The sequence below is a fragment of the Sphingomonas sp. CFBP 8765 genome (assembly GCF_014841445.1).
Taxonomy (GTDB): Bacteria; Pseudomonadota; Alphaproteobacteria; order Sphingomonadales; family Sphingomonadaceae; genus Sphingomonas; species Sphingomonas aerolata.
Genome location: NZ_JACYTY010000003.1, coordinates 551,860 through 566,242, shown reverse-complemented (window position 1 = coordinate 566,242; position 14,383 = coordinate 551,860). Strand labels below are relative to the sequence as shown.

The following is a 14,383-nucleotide window of genomic DNA, read 5'->3' as shown; positions in this document are numbered from 1 at the left end:
TCGGGGCGGCGGTCGTGTTCCAGTAGTGCATCACGACAGTACCGCCGGGTCGAGAATCGTCTCGTTGGCGATGATCGCCGCCGACCGGGCCTGGACCGCGGGCGGTGCGGCGATCAGGCCGCGCTTCACCAGCGGTCCGGTCGCGCCCCAGTTGGCGGCATAGAGCTTCAGGAACGTCCGCAGGCCCGGGATCGCGCTGAGATGCGACTTCTTCACATAGATGTAGAGCGGGCGTGACCCCGGATAACGATTGTCGGCGATCGTCGCATAGGTCGGCTCGACGCCGGAAATCGCGACGCCGTTCACGTCATTCTTGTTCTCTTCGAGATAGCTGTAGCCGAACACGCCGATCGCATTGGGGTTCGACTGGAGCTTCTGGACGATCAGATTGTCGTTCTCGCCCGCATCGACATACATCCCGTCCTCGCGGACGCGGGTGCACAGCGCCTTGTGCGCATCGGGATCGGACTTGGCGAGCGGCTTGGCGGCGGGATCGCTCGATTCGCAGCCCTTGGTCAGGATCAGCTCGGCGAGCGCGTCGCGCGTGCCGCTGGTCGCGGGCGGGCCATAGACCTGGATCGGCACCGGCGGCAGCGCGGGGTTCACGTCGCGCCATACGCGCGCGGTGTTCGGCCGGCCGCCGGGGCTGGCGGCGAGCGCCTTGTACAGGTCGGTCGGGGTCAGCTGCATCTTCGGGCCGTTCTTGGCCTCGGCAAAGGCGATGCCGTCGATCCCAACCTGGATTTCCAGGATCTGGCCGGCGCCGTTGGCGGCGCAATCCTTATACTCGCTCGCCTTCATCCGCCGCGACGCATCCTCGATATCGGGATGGCCGGCGCCGATGCCTGCGCAGAACAGCTTCATCCCCGCGCCGGTGCCGGTCGATTCGATCACCGGTGCCTTGGCATCGGGATCGTTGGCGACAAGCTGTTCGGCGATCATCGTCGTGAAGGGGTAGACCGTCGACGATCCGACCGCGGTGATCTGATCGCGCGAGCCCGCGCCGCCGCCATTCGCCTGGTCGACGCATCCGCCGATCAGCGTCGCGCCCGCCAGTGCCGTGACCGCCAGTCCTGAAATCGCCCCGAAACGCTGCACGTCAATTCCCGTCATGCCTGCCCGATAGCGCGGCTAGACCGGATCCTGTGTGACAGTCGCGTTACCGTTTGATGACACGCGACGAATTGGCGGGGCCGGCACCGGCTGGCGGCAGGATCACCGCGACCGTCGTGCCGACCCCGACCTGGCTTGCAATGTCGAGGCGCCCGCGATGCCGCTCGACGATATGCTTGACGATCGCCAGCCCCAGTCCGGTACCGCCGAGCGACCGGCTGCGCCCGGCATCGGCACGGTAGAATCGCTCGGTCAGTCGCGGGATGTGCACTGCGGCGATGCCGTCGCCCTCGTCGCGTACCGCCAGCCTGACCATGCCGGTCACGTCGCGTGCCAGGGTGATCGTCACCGGCGTCCCCGCGCGGCCATATTTCATCGCGTTGCCGACCAGATTGTGCAGCATCTGCGACAGCTGCACGCGGTCGCCCGACACCGGGGGGACGGCGGGCTCGATCGTCGCGACCAGATCAAGGCCGCGGTTGCCCGCGCCGTCGGCCAGTTCGGCCCGCACGTCGCCGACCAGAATGGCCAGGTCGATCGGCGTGTCGGGGACGCGGTATTTCTCCGCCTCGATCCGGCTGAGCGAGATCAGATCTTCGATCAGCCGCAGCATCCGCTTGGCCTCGTCGTCCATCACCTTGAGGAAGCGCGCGCGGATCGCCGGATCCTCGCCCGCTTCCTCGCTCAGCGTCTCGATGAAGCCGAGGATCGAGGCGAGCGGCGTGCGCAGTTCGTGGCTCGCATTGGCGACGAAATCGACGCGCATCCGTTCGGCGGCGTAATTGCCGGTCTGGTCGATCAGATGGACGATGCGCTGGCCGTCGGACAATTCGCCGACGCGCATTTCCCAGCGCTGGTCGCGGGTGCCAAGGCCGACCAGCTCGATCGGCGGGGTCTCGCCCAGCGCGGCGGGGGACGACAGCGCTTCGGCCGCGGCGGGGTGGCGGATAGCCACGCGCGCATCGTCACCAATGATGTGTTCGCCGAGCAGCGCGCGCGCAGCGCGGTTGGCGAGCACGACGCGGCCGTCGCGGACCAGCAGCACGGGCTCGACGATCAGGTCGAGCGTCTCGTCGAGGATCGCCGGATTGACGGGCGCGGGATCTGCGGCGGCGGGCGGCTCGTCCCCGGTTCCGGCAGCAACGAGCGCGGCGGCGATCCCGCCGACCAGCGCGACCAGCCCCGCCTGGATCGACGTGCCGATCGCGAATACCGCGATTGCGGCGCCACCGGCCACGATGATCGCCCAAAAGGTGCGCAGTCCAAATCCGGTCAACATGCGCGCGTGTCTAGGCCATTCGCAGCCCCGCGCGCCAGCCCGTCCCGCAGCGGCACAGCGCCGGCCCCATCGCCCCCTCCAAAGCCCGGTTGCTTGCGCGAGGTTCATGATTGTGAAAGGGCATGATGCTAGCGGAGACCCGATGAGCGACGACACGCGCCCCGACACCGATCCGATCGAGACGACGCCGTCGCGCCGCCGCGTCCTGACGCTCGGCGCGGTCGGTGCCGCTGCGGTCGTGTCGATCCGTCCGGCGCTGGCGCAGACCGCGGGATCGGTGCTCAATTGCGACATTCCGGTGCCCGATGCGGGCCGCGCGGGCAGCTTCATCGATGCGCAGGGCAAAATCGTGCCATCGGGGACCAAGGGCGCTTTCGCGGGCGCCAGCCGGCCGTTCAAGGGCGAGGAGGTCCGGCGCGTGCTCAACAGCGGCGGCCAGCTGCCCGGCACCGATTCCGAACGCAGCCGTGCCTATGTAAATTACATCCGCCGGTTGCAGCGCGGCCAGGGCGGCTTCACCTGCTTCGCCTCGTTGCAGATGCCGCGCGGCTGAGGCCGTGGACGACGCCGCACCGGGGCCGATCTACCGCGCCGACCCGCCCGGCGGGCTGGTCCTCGCCCCGCTCGACGCGTTCACCGCGGTCTATCACCGGCGATCGGGCATGACTCACCTGCTGACCGAACCCGCGCCGCAGATCCTGGCGATCCTCGGCGAGGCCGGGCTGTTGCTGGAGGCGCTGCTCGACCGGCTGGCGGGTGACTATGATCTCGCCGACGCCACAGCTTCGGCGCTGGCGGCGCGGCTCGACGAGCTGGTCGCCGCCGGGCTTGTCGCAACGTCGTGAGACACGCCTTCGCGCTGCGCATCGGTCCGATCGGATTCCGGATCGGATCGGACTGGCGCGCGCCGATCGACCAGCTGCGCAGTCTCTACCGCGATTATCCCGCGCCGCAGGACGGGGTGGCGGATTACACCGTCCGTCTCTTTGCACGTCGACCCTGGCGGCGGTGGCTTCGCCCGTCGGTCGAGATCGGCGGCGATTACATGCTGCCCGAGGCCGCGCCGCTGCCGCTGCGGCACGGGCTGCTGGCCGCCGAAATGGCGATGAACCTCCAGATGGCGCTCGGCGCACGCCGCCACCTGTTGCTCCATGCCTCTGCGGTCGAACGCGATGGCCGGGCGGTGCTGATGACCGGGGTGTCGGGTGCGGGCAAATCGACTCTGGCGACGCTGCTTGCGGCGCGGGGCTGGCGGTTCATGGGCGATGAGTTCGCGTTGCTCGACCCCGCGACCGGGCTGCTTCACGCCTTTCCGCGACTGATCAGCCTGAAGAATGCGGCGATCCCGGCGGCCGAGGCGGCCTGGCCAGACGCGCGGATGGGGCCGCTGATGGCGGCGACTCCGAAGGGCGATATCCGCCACATGGTCCCCGACGCACGCGCGATCGCCGCGATGGACCAGCCGGCGACCCCCGCCTTGCTGCTGTTTCCCCGCTACGGCGATGCGGCGGCGGTCCGGCCGGTGCCGCCCGCCGAGGCGTTCGTGCGGATGACGCAGGCCTCGACCAACTATGTCGCGCTTGGCGAGGCGGGGTTCACCGCGATGACCCGCCTGATCGCGCAGATCCCCGCGGTCGCGATCGACTATCCCGACGGTGCCAGCGGGGTCGCGCAGGTCGAGGCGTTATGCGCGGCGCTGTGACAGACCTCCCGCATACCGTGGTGGCGGACGCAAGCCTGCTCGCCGGTGCGCTCGCCGATCCGGGACGCGTCATGGCGCTCGACGCGGAAGGCTGGACCAGCCTTCTGACGATCGCCCGGGCCGAACAGCTGATCGGGACGCTGGCGCTGCGTCTCGATGGCCTGCCGCTGCCGCGCGCGGTCGAAGCGATCCTCGGCGATGCACGCGCCGCCGCGGAACAGGGTCGCCGCGCGGCACTGTGGGAGGCGGAGATGGCGCGGCGCGCACTCGCACCGCTCGGCTGCCCGGTCGTGCTCCTCAAGGGGACGGCCTATGCCGCAGCGGGACTGATGGCGGGGCAGGGCCGGTCGATCGGCGATCTCGACATCCTCGTGCCGCGGGCGGCGCTCGACCGGGTCGAGGCGGCGGTGCTCGGCGCGGGGTGGGAATGGGTGAAGCCCGATCCGTATGACGACGCCTATTACCGGCGCTGGATGCACGAGCTGCCGCCGCTGATTCACCGCGAGCGCGACCGAATGATCGACGTCCATCACACGATCCTGCCGCTCACCGCGCGGGTCACGCCCGATCCTGCGCGCCTGATCGCGGACAGCGTGCCGCTCGGCAACGGCCTGCGCACGCTGTCGCCCAATGGCATGATCGTCCATGCCGCCGCGCATCTGTTCGCGGACGGCGACCTGGCGGGCGGCCTGCGCAATTTGTGGGACATTCGCTGTCTGGTCGAGGAATTCGGCACCGAGGGGCTTGCAGAGGAGGCGGCGCGGCATGGTCTGCGCCGTCCCGTCTCGCGCGCGCTGCGCCTCGTCGACAGCGTTTTCGCCGGGGGCCGGCTGGCGGGCAGCGACCGCCTCTATGTGCGGCGGCTGACCGCGCGCGACGGCTGGGGGCGGCCGACCCGCCCGGTCACGCGGCTGGCCTTCTACGTCCGGTCGCACGCGCTGCGGATGCCACCGGCGATGCTCACGCGCCATCTGTGGACGAAGTGGCGCAAGGCCTGAGCGCCCGCGCGGGGGATCAGTGCAGCGTGCGCAGCCGCGGCGGCCGTGTCCGCCGCACCATCGCGATGATGGCGACGACGACGGCGATCGCGATCGTGTCGGCGATCCAGTCGCGAATGTCGCAGTCGCGGTGCAGCGACGGGATCGACTGCGCCACCTCGACCATCGCGCCGAGGAAGGACAGGCGTTCGAGCACCTTGCGTCCGCGCGCAGCGGGATAGGCGAACGACGCCAGCGCGGCGAGCGTCGCGAAGGCCAGCATGTGCTTAAACGTGTCGCCGAACTGGTCGATCGGCAGGTGCGGCGGCTTGGGGAGGAGTGCCATCGTCACGGCGAAGAGGATCGCCAGCGCCAGCGCAATCTTGAAGAACCCGGTCAGGTCGCGATCGCGGCCGTTCACGCTGCGGTGCGCCGGGCGAGGTCGTCGAGCGCGGGGATCAGCGCATCGAATCCGTCGATCACCGCCTCTGCCCCAAGCTCGTCGACCGGCTGCATCAGAAAGCCGAAGCTGCACGCGATCGTCGGCAACCCTGCCGCCTGTCCCGCTTGGATATCGAAGATCGAATCGCCGACGAACGCCGCGCGGGGGGCGGCACCTTGCGCCCCGGCGCGCTTCGCGTCCGCCACCACGGCGCACTGGCGCACCATTTCGTGGATCGGCATCGGCGACGGCTTGCCCTCCGCCATCGTGTCGCCGCCGAGGATGCAGGCGAACCGGTCGGTCAGGCCGAGTTCGTCGAGCACGGTGCGCGCGAATCGTTCGATCTTGTTGGTGACGATCCCGATCGTGACGCCGCGCGCCGCCAGCGCGTCGAGCGCCTCGATCACCCCGGGATAGGGCCGTGTCAGCACACAGATATGCGCCTCGTAATAGGCGAGCAGCGCGGCGTGCAGCCGGTCGAGCATCGCCTCGTCATAGCCGCCGGTCGCGGTCAGCCCTTGTTTCAGCATGTGCCGCGCGCCGCCGCCGATCATCGGCTTGACCTGTTCGACGCTCAGCGCCGGCCGGTTCGCAAGCGCGAGTGCATGATTGACCGCCGCGGTCAGGTCGCCGCTGGTGTCGAGCAGGGTGCCGTCAAGGTCGAACCCGACGATATCGAATGAAAAATGCGTCATCGCCGTGATGCCTGCCAGCGCGGCTATGGAATTGGCAAGGCTTTCGTGGCAGCGGTCCTTCCATGACGACGCATATGCACGACCAGTCCATCGCGGTGATCATCCTGGCGGCCGGCAAGGGCACCCGGATGAAGTCCGACTTGCACAAGGTGCTGCACCCGATCGCGGGGCGGCCGATGCTGCACCATCTGGTCGCAAGCGCGGCGACGCTGCACCCGGCGCGCACCGTCGTGGTGACGGGTGCCGGGCGCGAGCAGGTCGAGCGTGCGGTCGCCCCGCTGGGGATCGCCACCGCGCTGCAGGCCGAACAGCTCGGCACCGGCCACGCCGTGGCGCAGGCGCGCGACGCGCTGGCCGGGTTCGAGGGCGATGTGCTCATTCTCTATGGTGACGTCCCGCTCGTGACCGCCGCGACGATGCAGCGGATGATCGACCGGTTGCACGGCGACGACGCGCCCGCGGCGGTCGTGCTCGGCTTCCGTCCCGCCGATCCCGGCGCCTATGGCCGCGTCATCGCCGATGCCGCCGGCCGGATCGACCGGATGGTCGAATATAAGGACGCCTCCGACGCCGAGCGTGCCGAGACATTGTGCAATTCGGGGCTGATGGCGGTCCATTCGCGCGACCTGTTCGCGTTGCTCGCGCGCGTCGGCAATGACAATGCGGCGGGCGAATATTATCTGCCCGACATCGTCATGCTCGCTGCCGCCGACGGCCGGGCCTCGGCGGTGATCGAGACGGGCGAAGGCGAGGTGGCGGGCGTCAACAGTCGCGGCGAGCTCGCCGCGGTTGAGGCGGCCTGGCAGGCGACGCGCCGTGCCGCCGCGATGGCGGACGGCGCGACGCTGATCGCGCCCGACACGGTCTGGTTCGCGCACGACACCTTGCTCGGGCGTGACGTGACGATCGAGCCGAACGTCGTGTTCGGCCCCGGTGTTCGCGTCGCGGATGGCGCCGTCATCCATGCCTTCAGCCATGTCGAGGGCGCGAAGATCGGCGAGAAGGCGGATGTCGGCCCGTTCGCGCGCCTGCGGCCCGGGGCGGATCTCGGCGCCGGATCACGCGTCGGCAATTTCGTCGAAGTAAAGAAGGCGACGATTGGCGTCGGCGCGAAGGTCAATCATCTGAGCTATATCGGCGATGCCGAGATCGGCGCGCGCGCGAACATCGGCGCGGGCACGATCACCTGCAATTACGACGGTTACTTCAAATACCGTACCGTCGTCGGCGAGGACGCATTCATCGGCTCGAATTCCGCGCTGGTCGCGCCGGTGATCGTCGGCCGCGGCGCGATCGTCGCGGCGGGGTCGGTGCTCACGCGCGACGTCGACGCCGACGCACTCGCGCTCGTCCGTCCGCCCCAGGTCGACAAGCCCGGCTGGGCGGCGCGATTCCGCGAAATGATGGTGGCCCGCAAAGCCGCTCGTCGGTGACGCCCCGCGCGACCGATCGCACGCGGTTCCCGACCTGACCAGATCATGCGGAGCGTGTCGCACGCCTCGCTCGACAAGACGAATGGATAGATAGCATGTGTGGCATCGTGGGAATCCTGAGCACTGACGACGTTGCCGAGCGGTTGCTCGACGGTCTCAAGCGGCTCGAATATCGCGGCTATGACTCGGCCGGCATCGCGACCGATCATGACGGCGCGATCGAGCGGCGGCGCGCATCGGGCAAGCTGGTCAACCTCGCCAACGAGCTCGCCTCGCATCCGCTGCCCGGCAGGACCGGCATCGCGCACACGCGCTGGGCGACGCATGGCGGACCGACCACCAACAACGCGCATCCGCACGCGACCGGCGAGGTCGCGGTCGTCCACAACGGCATCATCGAGAATTTCAAACCGCTGCGCGACGAACTGATCGCGCGCGGCCGGACCTTCACCAGCGAGACCGACACCGAAGTCGTCGCGCATCTGATCAGCGAAAAGGTCGAGGCCGGCAGCGATCCGATCTCGGCGGTGCGCGAGATCCTGCCGCGGCTGCACGGCGCGTTCGCGTTAGCGATCCTCTTCCGCCAGCATCCCGACCTGCTGATCGGCGCGCGGCTCGGCTCGCCTTTGGTCGTCGGCCACGGCGAGGGCGAGATGTTCCTCGGGTCGGACGCGCTCGCGCTCGCGCCGCTGACTCAGCGTATCGCCTATCTCGACGAAGGCGACTGGGTCGTGCTGACGCGCGACGGCGCGCAGGTCTATGACCGCGACAACGCGCCCGTCGAGCGCGCGATCACGCTGTCGGGGATCACCGGCGAGGTGATCTCGAAGGGCAACCACAAGCATTACATGCTCAAGGAGATCTACGAGCAGCCGATCGTCGTCGCGCAGACGCTGCGTTCGTATCTGAAGCGGATGGAGGGCGAGGTCTCGCTGCCGATCCCCGAATTCGACCTGTCGACCATCAAGCGCGTGACGATCGTCGCGTGCGGGACGAGCTTCTATGCGGGCATGGTCGCCAAATACTGGTTCGAACAGTTCGCGCGCGTGCCCGTCGACCTCGATGTCGCGTCCGAGTTTCGTTACCGCGCGCCGGTGATGGAGGAGGGCGGCCTTGCGCTGTTCATCTCGCAATCGGGCGAGACCGCGGACACGCTGGCCGCGCTGCGCCACGCCAAGGCCGAGGGGCAGAAGATCGCGGTTGTCGTCAACGTGCCGACCAGCAGCATGGCACGCGAGGCGGACCTGTTGCTGCCGACGCATGCCGGCCCCGAGATCGGCGTCGCGTCGACCAAGGCGTTCACCTGCCAGCTTGCGGTGCTTGCCGCGCTCGCGGCCAATCTGGCGCGCGCGAAGGGCCTCCTGACCCGCGAGCAGGAGCGCGAGATCGTCCGTCACCTCGCCGAGGCGCCCGCCGCGCTCAACGGCGCGCTCGCCTATGACGAGGCGATCGAGGCGATGGCGCACACCGTCGCGGGTGCGCGCGACGTGCTGTATCTCGGGCGCGGTACGGATTATCCGCTCGCGCTGGAGGGTGCGCTGAAGCTAAAGGAAATCAGCTATATCCACGCCGAGGGCTATGCCGCGGGCGAGATGAAGCACGGCCCGATCGCGTTGATCGACGAGCATGTGCCCGTCATCGTCATCGCACCGTCGGGGCCGCTGTTCGACAAGACCGTCAGCAACATGCAGGAGGTGATGGCGCGCGGTGGCAAGGTCGTGCTGATCAGCGACTATGACGGCATCCAGGCGGCGGGCGAGGGCTGCATGGCAACGATCACCATGCCCAAGGTCCACCCGCTGATCGCGCCTCTGGTCTATGCGGTGCCGGTCCAGCTGCTCGCCTACCACGTCGCAGTGCTCAAGGGGACCGACGTCGATCAGCCGCGCAACTTGGCGAAGTCGGTCACCGTCGAATAAGGGCGCCGCGGCTCAGGCCGCCTCGCGGTGGGGCAATGGCGGCATCTGGTCGTCGCCATTGAACCGCGCGATCCAGGGCAGGACGTCCTGCGCTTCGAGCGGGCGGGCGAAGACATAGCCCTGTGCCTCGTCGCACGCCATCCGCGTCAGCGTGTCGACGGCGCCGACGGTCTCCACGCCCTCGGCGACCACGCGGAAGCCGAGCTTCTTCGACAGCGAGATCATCGTCGCGATCACCGTCCGGCTGCGGGCGTCGTCGGTGTCGAGCGGGTCGACGAACGACTTGTCGATCTTGACCACGCTCGCGGGCAGCGTCTGGAGATAGGCCAGGCTGCTGTGGCCGGTCCCGAAATCGTCGATCGCGACGCGGACCCCGGTCGCCGCCAGTGCCTCGAGCCTGGCGAGCGATTGCGCCGAATTCTCCATCATCGCGCTTTCGGTCACCTCGACTTCGAGCATGTCGGGCGCGACATTGTGCGCGTCGAGCGCCGCGGCGATTGCCGCGACGAGTCCGTCCTCGTCGAGATTGGTCGCCGAGATGTTGATCGACAGAGGCAGCGAGACGCCACACGCCTGCCACGCCGCCAGCTGACGCAGGGCGGTGTCGAGGACGAATGCGGTGGTCGGCTTGGCCAGCGTGGTCCGTTCGACGATCGGGATGAACTCCGCGGGCGATACGTCGCCCAGCGTCGGGTCGTTCCAGCGCAGCAACGCTTCCGCCCCGACGCAGCGACGTGATCCGAGGTCGATCCGCGGCTGATAGACCAGGCGGAGCGACGCGCCGTCCTCCAGCGCTGTGCCGAACGCGCTGAGCAACACGATATTGCGCCGGTATTCGGAATCGTTCGACGTCGCATAGACGCTGATCAGGCTGTCCTTGGCCTGCGCATCCTGCGCGGCGCTGTGCGCGGCGCGCAGGATTTCCTGTGACCGGATCGCGCCCAGCGTCACGGGGACGATCCCGGCCGCCATCGTCGTCACGAACCGCGCGATCGAGCCCGCGGCACTGACCGCGAGCCCGGCGCTCACCACGTCGAGATAGCCGGGCATGGTCGCACCCGGCGAGGACAGGAAGGCAAACTGGGTCGCGGCCACGTGATAGAGCGTTCGCGCGGATCCCAGTTGCTCGCGCAAGGTCCGCGCCGATTCCTTGACGAGCGTTTCGATATAGCCGGCGCCCATCACCCGGATCAACGCATTCAGTTGGTCGGCACGGGCGAGGTCGAGCAGCACGACGAAGCGCTGCTCGCCGGGCGTGTCACGCGCCAGGTCGTCGAGATCTTCCAGAAACCGGAAGCGGTTGGGTAGCGCGCTGACCGGATCGACCCGCCCGACCGCATGCTGGAGGTCGATCTGCGCCATGACCATCGCCGCAAGGTCGGTCAGCGCGGCAAGCTCCTCGGGCGAGGCGGTTCGGGGTTCGGCGCCCAGCACGCAGAGCGACCCGAGCCCATGGCCCTCCCGCGTGATCAGCGGCGCACCCGCATAGAAACGGATGCCGGACTGCGCGAGCGGGCTGTTGGCATAGAAGCCGTCGGCCGCCAGGTCGGGTATCACCAGCCCCTGCGTCGTCTCGGCGACCTCCGCGCACGGGGCCTTGGCCCGCGCGATGTGGTCGTGCGTGATCCCGACGCGCGACTTGAACCATTGCCGGTCGGTATCGGTCAGCGAGATTGCGGCGATCGGCAACCCAAAGATCTGGCCCGCCATCCGGGTGATGCGATCGAAGCTTTCGCTGGCGCTGGTGTCGAGCAGGCGCAATTGGCGCAATGCATCAAGCCGTGCCGCCTCTTCATACGCCCGCATTTCTATGCTCCAGTCGCCAGCATTATGCGCAACGAGTCGACTTGCGCGATAGACTTATGTTGTTAACATGGAGTAAATTACAGCAACTTGACGGATCTGCCCCGCCGGACGAATTGCTGCAGCCAAAGCATTGGTTTGGGGACAGGGATGAGCGAAATACCATTGGTGGCCGGGATCGAACTTGGCGGGACCAAGTGCATCTGCATCCTGGCGCGAGGGCCCGATGCGATCGAGGAAATCGTACGAATTCCGACAACTCGCCCCGATGAGACGCTCGCCGCGATCGAAGCCGTGCTCGACCGCTGGAGCGGATTCGTCGCGATCGGAATTGCGAGCTTTGGCCCGGTCGGGATCGACCGGCGCGGTGGTGACTACGGCCATATCACCTCGACGCCCAAGCCCGGTTGGGCGGGGACCGACGTCGCCGGGCGCCTGCAGCGTCGCTATGCGGTGCCGACCGGCTTCCATACCGACGTCGTCGGCGCGGCGCTGGCCGAGGCACGCTGGGGCGCGGCGCAGGGCCTGGCGGATATCGCCTATGTGACGGTCGGCACCGGGGTCGGCGCGGGGCTGATCGCGGGGCATCGACCGGTCGACGGGCTGATGCATTCGGAACTCGGGCATATCCGGCCGGTCCGAACGCCGGGCGACGACTGGATCGGCAGTTGCCCGTTTCACGGCGCCTGCCTCGAGGGACTCGTGTCGGGGCCGGCGATCGCCGCGCGGCTCGGCCATCCCGCCGATGAGGCCCCCGCCGATCATCCGGTCTGGACGGGCGTCGCGGAGGCGCTTGGCCAGTTGTGCCACACGCTCGTGCTCACCGGGATTCCGCGCAGGATCGTCATCGGTGGCGGGGTAATGGGCGCCGGCCATCTGTTTCCGCGGGTCCGTGCCGCGCTGACGCGCAGTCTCGGGGGGTATATCGCATTGCCCGAGCCGACGCTGGTCGATACGTTCGTCGTACCGCCGGCACTCGGCGGCAATGCCGGCCCGCTCGGCGCGATTATCCTTGGTGGCCAAGCGCTTGGTGACTCGGTCGGAGGGTCGGGAAGCTCGGCCTTCATGTCATATTAATTACAGATGCCTACCCACCGGGCCGCGCGATAGGGCCTGGAAAACCGCCTATACGGGCGGGGTCAGGTATCGCGAGGAACGGTGTCCGATGCGTATTCTGATTGTCGACGACGAACCCGGAGTTCATGACGACTACGCCCGTGCGATTCTCGGGACGGAACCGGCGGCGGCTGACCCGCAGGCCGACGCGTTTTCGATAACCTCCGTCGGGACCGGCATCGACGCGATCGCCGCGGTCGAATCCGCCATCGCCGAGCCCGCGCCGTTCGCGGTCGCCTTCCTCGATCTGCAGATGGCGTCGGGGCTCGACGTCTGCGAGACGGCGCGCCGGATCCGTGAACTGGACCCCGACATCAATTTCGTGATCGTCACCGCGCTCGACGGTGCCTCGCTCGCCGGGATCGCCAAGGTGGCCGGGCCGGTCGACAAGGTCTTCCATATCGCCAAGCCGTTCGTCGGCGCCGAGCTGCGCCAGACCGCGCTGGCACTGACGCAGCGCTGGCAGTTCGACCATGACTGCAACGCGGTGCGTGCAGCGCTCGTGCGGCAGGTGGCGCAGCTCGAGGTCCGGGCCGCCGAGCTGGCGGCCAATGAAAGCCGTGCGATCCATCTGGCGACGCATGATTCGCTGACCGACGCGCCCAACCGGCTGGCGTTCCTCCGCGCGCTTGCCGAACGCACCCGCGCGGATGGGTGGTTCGCGACGGTGATGATCGATCTCGACCGGTTCAAGCTGGTCAACGACACGCTGGGGCACCTTGCCGGCGACGCGCTGATCCGCGAGATCTGCGCGATCCTCGGCCGGTCCTCGCCCGAGGGTGCGCTGGTCGCGCGGCTTGGCGGCGACGAATTCGGTGTGTTGTTCAGCACTGCGGACGAGACCAGCGCCTTGCTCGCCTGCGAACGGATGATCGCGGCCTGTTCGGTCAGCCTCCAGGTCTTTGGCAGTTCCGTCCAGGGCGGCGCCTCGGCCGGGCTGGTCGTGACGCATGGCGGGCAGGGCAGCGACCCGGTCGACGTCATGCGGCGGGCCGATCTCGCGCTCAACGACGCCAAACGGAGCGGCCGGCGCATGGCGCGCGTGTTCGACGAGAGCATGGACGAGGATATCCGCTTCCGCCGGCGCGTTGAAAGCGGGCTCGGCGAAGCGATCGCAAACAACGAGCTCAGCCTGGTGTTCCAGCCGATCGTGTCGCGCGAATCGATCGAAGTGGTCGGGTTCGAGGCGCTGCTGCGCTGGAACACGATGGCTTACGGCCCGATCAGCCCGGGCCTGTTCATGCCGATCGCGGAGGAATCGAACCTCATCCACGATCTGGGCGACTGGGTGCTGCGCAACGCGCTCGCGGTCCTGACACAGTGGCCGGGGCAGTATGTCTCGGTCAATTTCAGCCCGCGACAGTTCCGGCGCCACCATTTCGTCGACTATGTCAGCGAGAGCGTCCGCCGTGCCGGGGTGGATCCCGGCCGGTTGCAGATCGAGATTACCGAGACCGCGATCTTCGACGATGCCGAGCGTGCGGCAGAGACGCTGGGCGCACTGCGCCGCATGGGGTTCCGCATCGCGCTCGACGATTTCGGGACGGGCTATTCGAGCCTGCACAACATCCGCACCTTCGCGCTCGACTGCCTGAAGATCGACCGCAGCTTCATTGAGGGGATGGGCCGCGAGCGCGAAAGCGCGGCGATCGTTCATTCGATCATCAGTCTGGGCCGCGCACTCGGCATCGGGGTCATCGCCGAAGGGGTTGAGACCGAGGCGCAGGTTCAGGCCTTGCGCCTGGCGGGGGCCAGCCATCTCCAGGGCTTCTTCTTCTCGCACCCGGTACCTGCTGCGATCGCCCGGACCATGGCGGAAGCACGCGGTCTCGGCGGGGATCCCGCCGCTGCGCCCCGCGTCATGGCACCGTCGCAGGGCGTCTGACCCCACACCCGCGAATCGA

General features: G+C 68.4%; 13 protein-coding genes. 8 read left to right on the top strand and 5 right to left on the bottom strand.

Translation table 11 applies throughout. The features are described 5' to 3' along the window. Nucleotides 1-30: 30 nt before the first annotated feature. On the bottom strand, nt 31-1,113 hold the full coding sequence (locus tag IFT87_RS11195) for a substrate-binding domain-containing protein (RefSeq protein ID WP_037527456.1): 1,083 nt from the start codon (nt 1,111-1,113) through the stop codon (nt 31-33). Nucleotides 1,114-1,159: 46 nt separating this feature from the next. Beyond that, nucleotides 1,160-2,392 carry an ATP-binding protein gene (locus tag IFT87_RS11190; protein ID WP_056406039.1) on the bottom strand — a complete coding sequence of 411 codons (1,233 nt, stop codon included), beginning with the start codon at nt 2,390-2,392 and terminating at the stop codon, nt 1,160-1,162. A 142-nt stretch (nt 2,393-2,534) separates the two neighbouring features. On the opposite strand from IFT87_RS11190, the gene IFT87_RS11185 reads away from it, so the two are divergent. The 4 genes from IFT87_RS11185 (at nt 2,535) to IFT87_RS11170 (ending at nt 5,092) form a co-directional block, all read left to right on the top strand. Continuing rightward, a complete protein-coding gene (locus IFT87_RS11185) occupies nt 2,535-2,945 on the top strand; it encodes a hypothetical protein (protein ID WP_031441639.1) in 411 nt (136 codons plus the stop codon). Between the two features lie 4 nt (nt 2,946-2,949). Next, complete coding sequence (locus tag IFT87_RS11180; protein WP_031441640.1) at nt 2,950-3,237, top strand: HPr-rel-A system PqqD family peptide chaperone; 288 nt, start codon at nt 2,950-2,952, stop codon at nt 3,235-3,237. After that, on the top strand, nt 3,234-4,094 hold the full coding sequence (locus IFT87_RS11175; RefSeq protein ID WP_192008473.1) for an HprK-related kinase A: 861 nt from the start codon (nt 3,234-3,236) through the stop codon (nt 4,092-4,094). The genes IFT87_RS11180 and IFT87_RS11175 overlap by 4 nt, the downstream gene beginning before the upstream one ends. 71 nt (nt 4,095-4,165) lie before the next feature. Next, nucleotides 4,166-5,092, top strand: a complete 927-nt coding sequence (locus IFT87_RS11170) for a nucleotidyltransferase domain-containing protein (protein WP_235188441.1) — start codon at nt 4,166-4,168, stop codon at nt 5,090-5,092. Nucleotides 5,093-5,108: 16 nt separating this feature from the next. Here IFT87_RS11170 and IFT87_RS11165 read toward each other — a convergent pair whose 3' ends face one another. Together IFT87_RS11165 and IFT87_RS11160 are read right to left on the bottom strand one after the other, a co-directional pair. Continuing rightward, the gene (locus IFT87_RS11165) at nt 5,109-5,492 is read right to left on the bottom strand and encodes a hypothetical protein (protein ID WP_042467624.1); all 384 of its coding nucleotides are present in this window, start codon (nt 5,490-5,492) and stop codon (nt 5,109-5,111) included. Beyond that, nucleotides 5,489-6,208 (bottom strand): HAD hydrolase-like protein, encoded by a 720-nt coding sequence (locus IFT87_RS11160; RefSeq protein WP_037527459.1) that lies wholly within the window; start codon nt 6,206-6,208, stop codon nt 5,489-5,491. The genes IFT87_RS11165 and IFT87_RS11160 overlap by 4 nt, the downstream gene beginning before the upstream one ends. A 74-nt stretch (nt 6,209-6,282) precedes the next feature. Between IFT87_RS11160 and glmU the strand changes: the two genes are divergently transcribed. Both glmU and glmS read left to right on the top strand, forming a co-directional pair. Beyond that, nucleotides 6,283-7,641 carry a bifunctional UDP-N-acetylglucosamine diphosphorylase/glucosamine-1-phosphate N-acetyltransferase GlmU gene (gene glmU, locus IFT87_RS11155; protein ID WP_192008471.1) on the top strand — a complete coding sequence of 453 codons (1,359 nt, stop codon included), beginning with the start codon at nt 6,283-6,285 and terminating at the stop codon, nt 7,639-7,641. Nucleotides 7,642-7,736: 95 nt separating this feature from the next. Then, complete coding sequence (glmS, locus tag IFT87_RS11150) at nt 7,737-9,560, top strand: glutamine--fructose-6-phosphate transaminase (isomerizing) (RefSeq protein ID WP_037532477.1); 1,824 nt, start codon at nt 7,737-7,739, stop codon at nt 9,558-9,560. Nucleotides 9,561-9,572: 12 nt separating this feature from the next. On the opposite strand, the gene IFT87_RS11145 is transcribed toward glmS, so the two are convergent. After that, a complete protein-coding gene (locus IFT87_RS11145) occupies nt 9,573-11,366 on the bottom strand; it encodes a putative bifunctional diguanylate cyclase/phosphodiesterase (RefSeq protein ID WP_192008469.1) in 1,794 nt (597 codons plus the stop codon). Between the two features lie 147 nt (nt 11,367-11,513). On the opposite strand from IFT87_RS11145, the gene IFT87_RS11140 reads away from it, so the two are divergent. Continuing rightward, nucleotides 11,514-12,440, top strand: coding sequence for an ROK family protein (locus IFT87_RS11140; protein ID WP_166746162.1), 927 nt, complete (start codon nt 11,514-11,516; stop codon nt 12,438-12,440). Between the two features lie 88 nt (nt 12,441-12,528). After that, entirely contained in the window at nt 12,529-14,364 is a 1,836-nt protein-coding gene (locus IFT87_RS11135; RefSeq protein WP_192008467.1) for a putative bifunctional diguanylate cyclase/phosphodiesterase, read from the top strand. Nucleotides 14,365-14,383 lie beyond the last annotated feature (19 nt).

What these genes read in the sequence shown, in the direction of transcription:
- IFT87_RS11170 (WP_235188441.1), top strand. Translation starts at nt 4,166, where the DNA reads ATGGCGCTCGACGCGGAAGGCTGGACCAGCCTTCTGACGATCGCCCGG.
- IFT87_RS11185 (WP_031441639.1), top strand. Translation starts at nt 2,535, where the DNA reads ATGAGCGACGACACGCGCCCCGACACCGATCCGATCGAGACGACGCCG.
- glmS (WP_037532477.1), top strand. Translation starts at nt 7,737, where the DNA reads ATGTGTGGCATCGTGGGAATCCTGAGCACTGACGACGTTGCCGAGCGG.
- IFT87_RS11135 (WP_192008467.1), top strand. Translation starts at nt 12,529, where the DNA reads ATGCGTATTCTGATTGTCGACGACGAACCCGGAGTTCATGACGACTAC.
- IFT87_RS11195 (WP_037527456.1), bottom strand. Translation starts at nt 1,113, where the DNA reads ATGACGGGAATTGACGTGCAGCGTTTCGGGGCGATTTCAGGACTGGCG.
- IFT87_RS11145 (WP_192008469.1), bottom strand. Translation starts at nt 11,366, where the DNA reads ATGCGGGCGTATGAAGAGGCGGCACGGCTTGATGCATTGCGCCAATTG.
- IFT87_RS11160 (WP_037527459.1), bottom strand. Translation starts at nt 6,208, where the DNA reads ATGACGCATTTTTCATTCGATATCGTCGGGTTCGACCTTGACGGCACC.
- IFT87_RS11190 (WP_056406039.1), bottom strand. Translation starts at nt 2,392, where the DNA reads ATGTTGACCGGATTTGGACTGCGCACCTTTTGGGCGATCATCGTGGCC.
- glmU (WP_192008471.1), top strand. Translation starts at nt 6,283, where the DNA reads ATGCACGACCAGTCCATCGCGGTGATCATCCTGGCGGCCGGCAAGGGC.
- IFT87_RS11140 (WP_166746162.1), top strand. Translation starts at nt 11,514, where the DNA reads ATGAGCGAAATACCATTGGTGGCCGGGATCGAACTTGGCGGGACCAAG.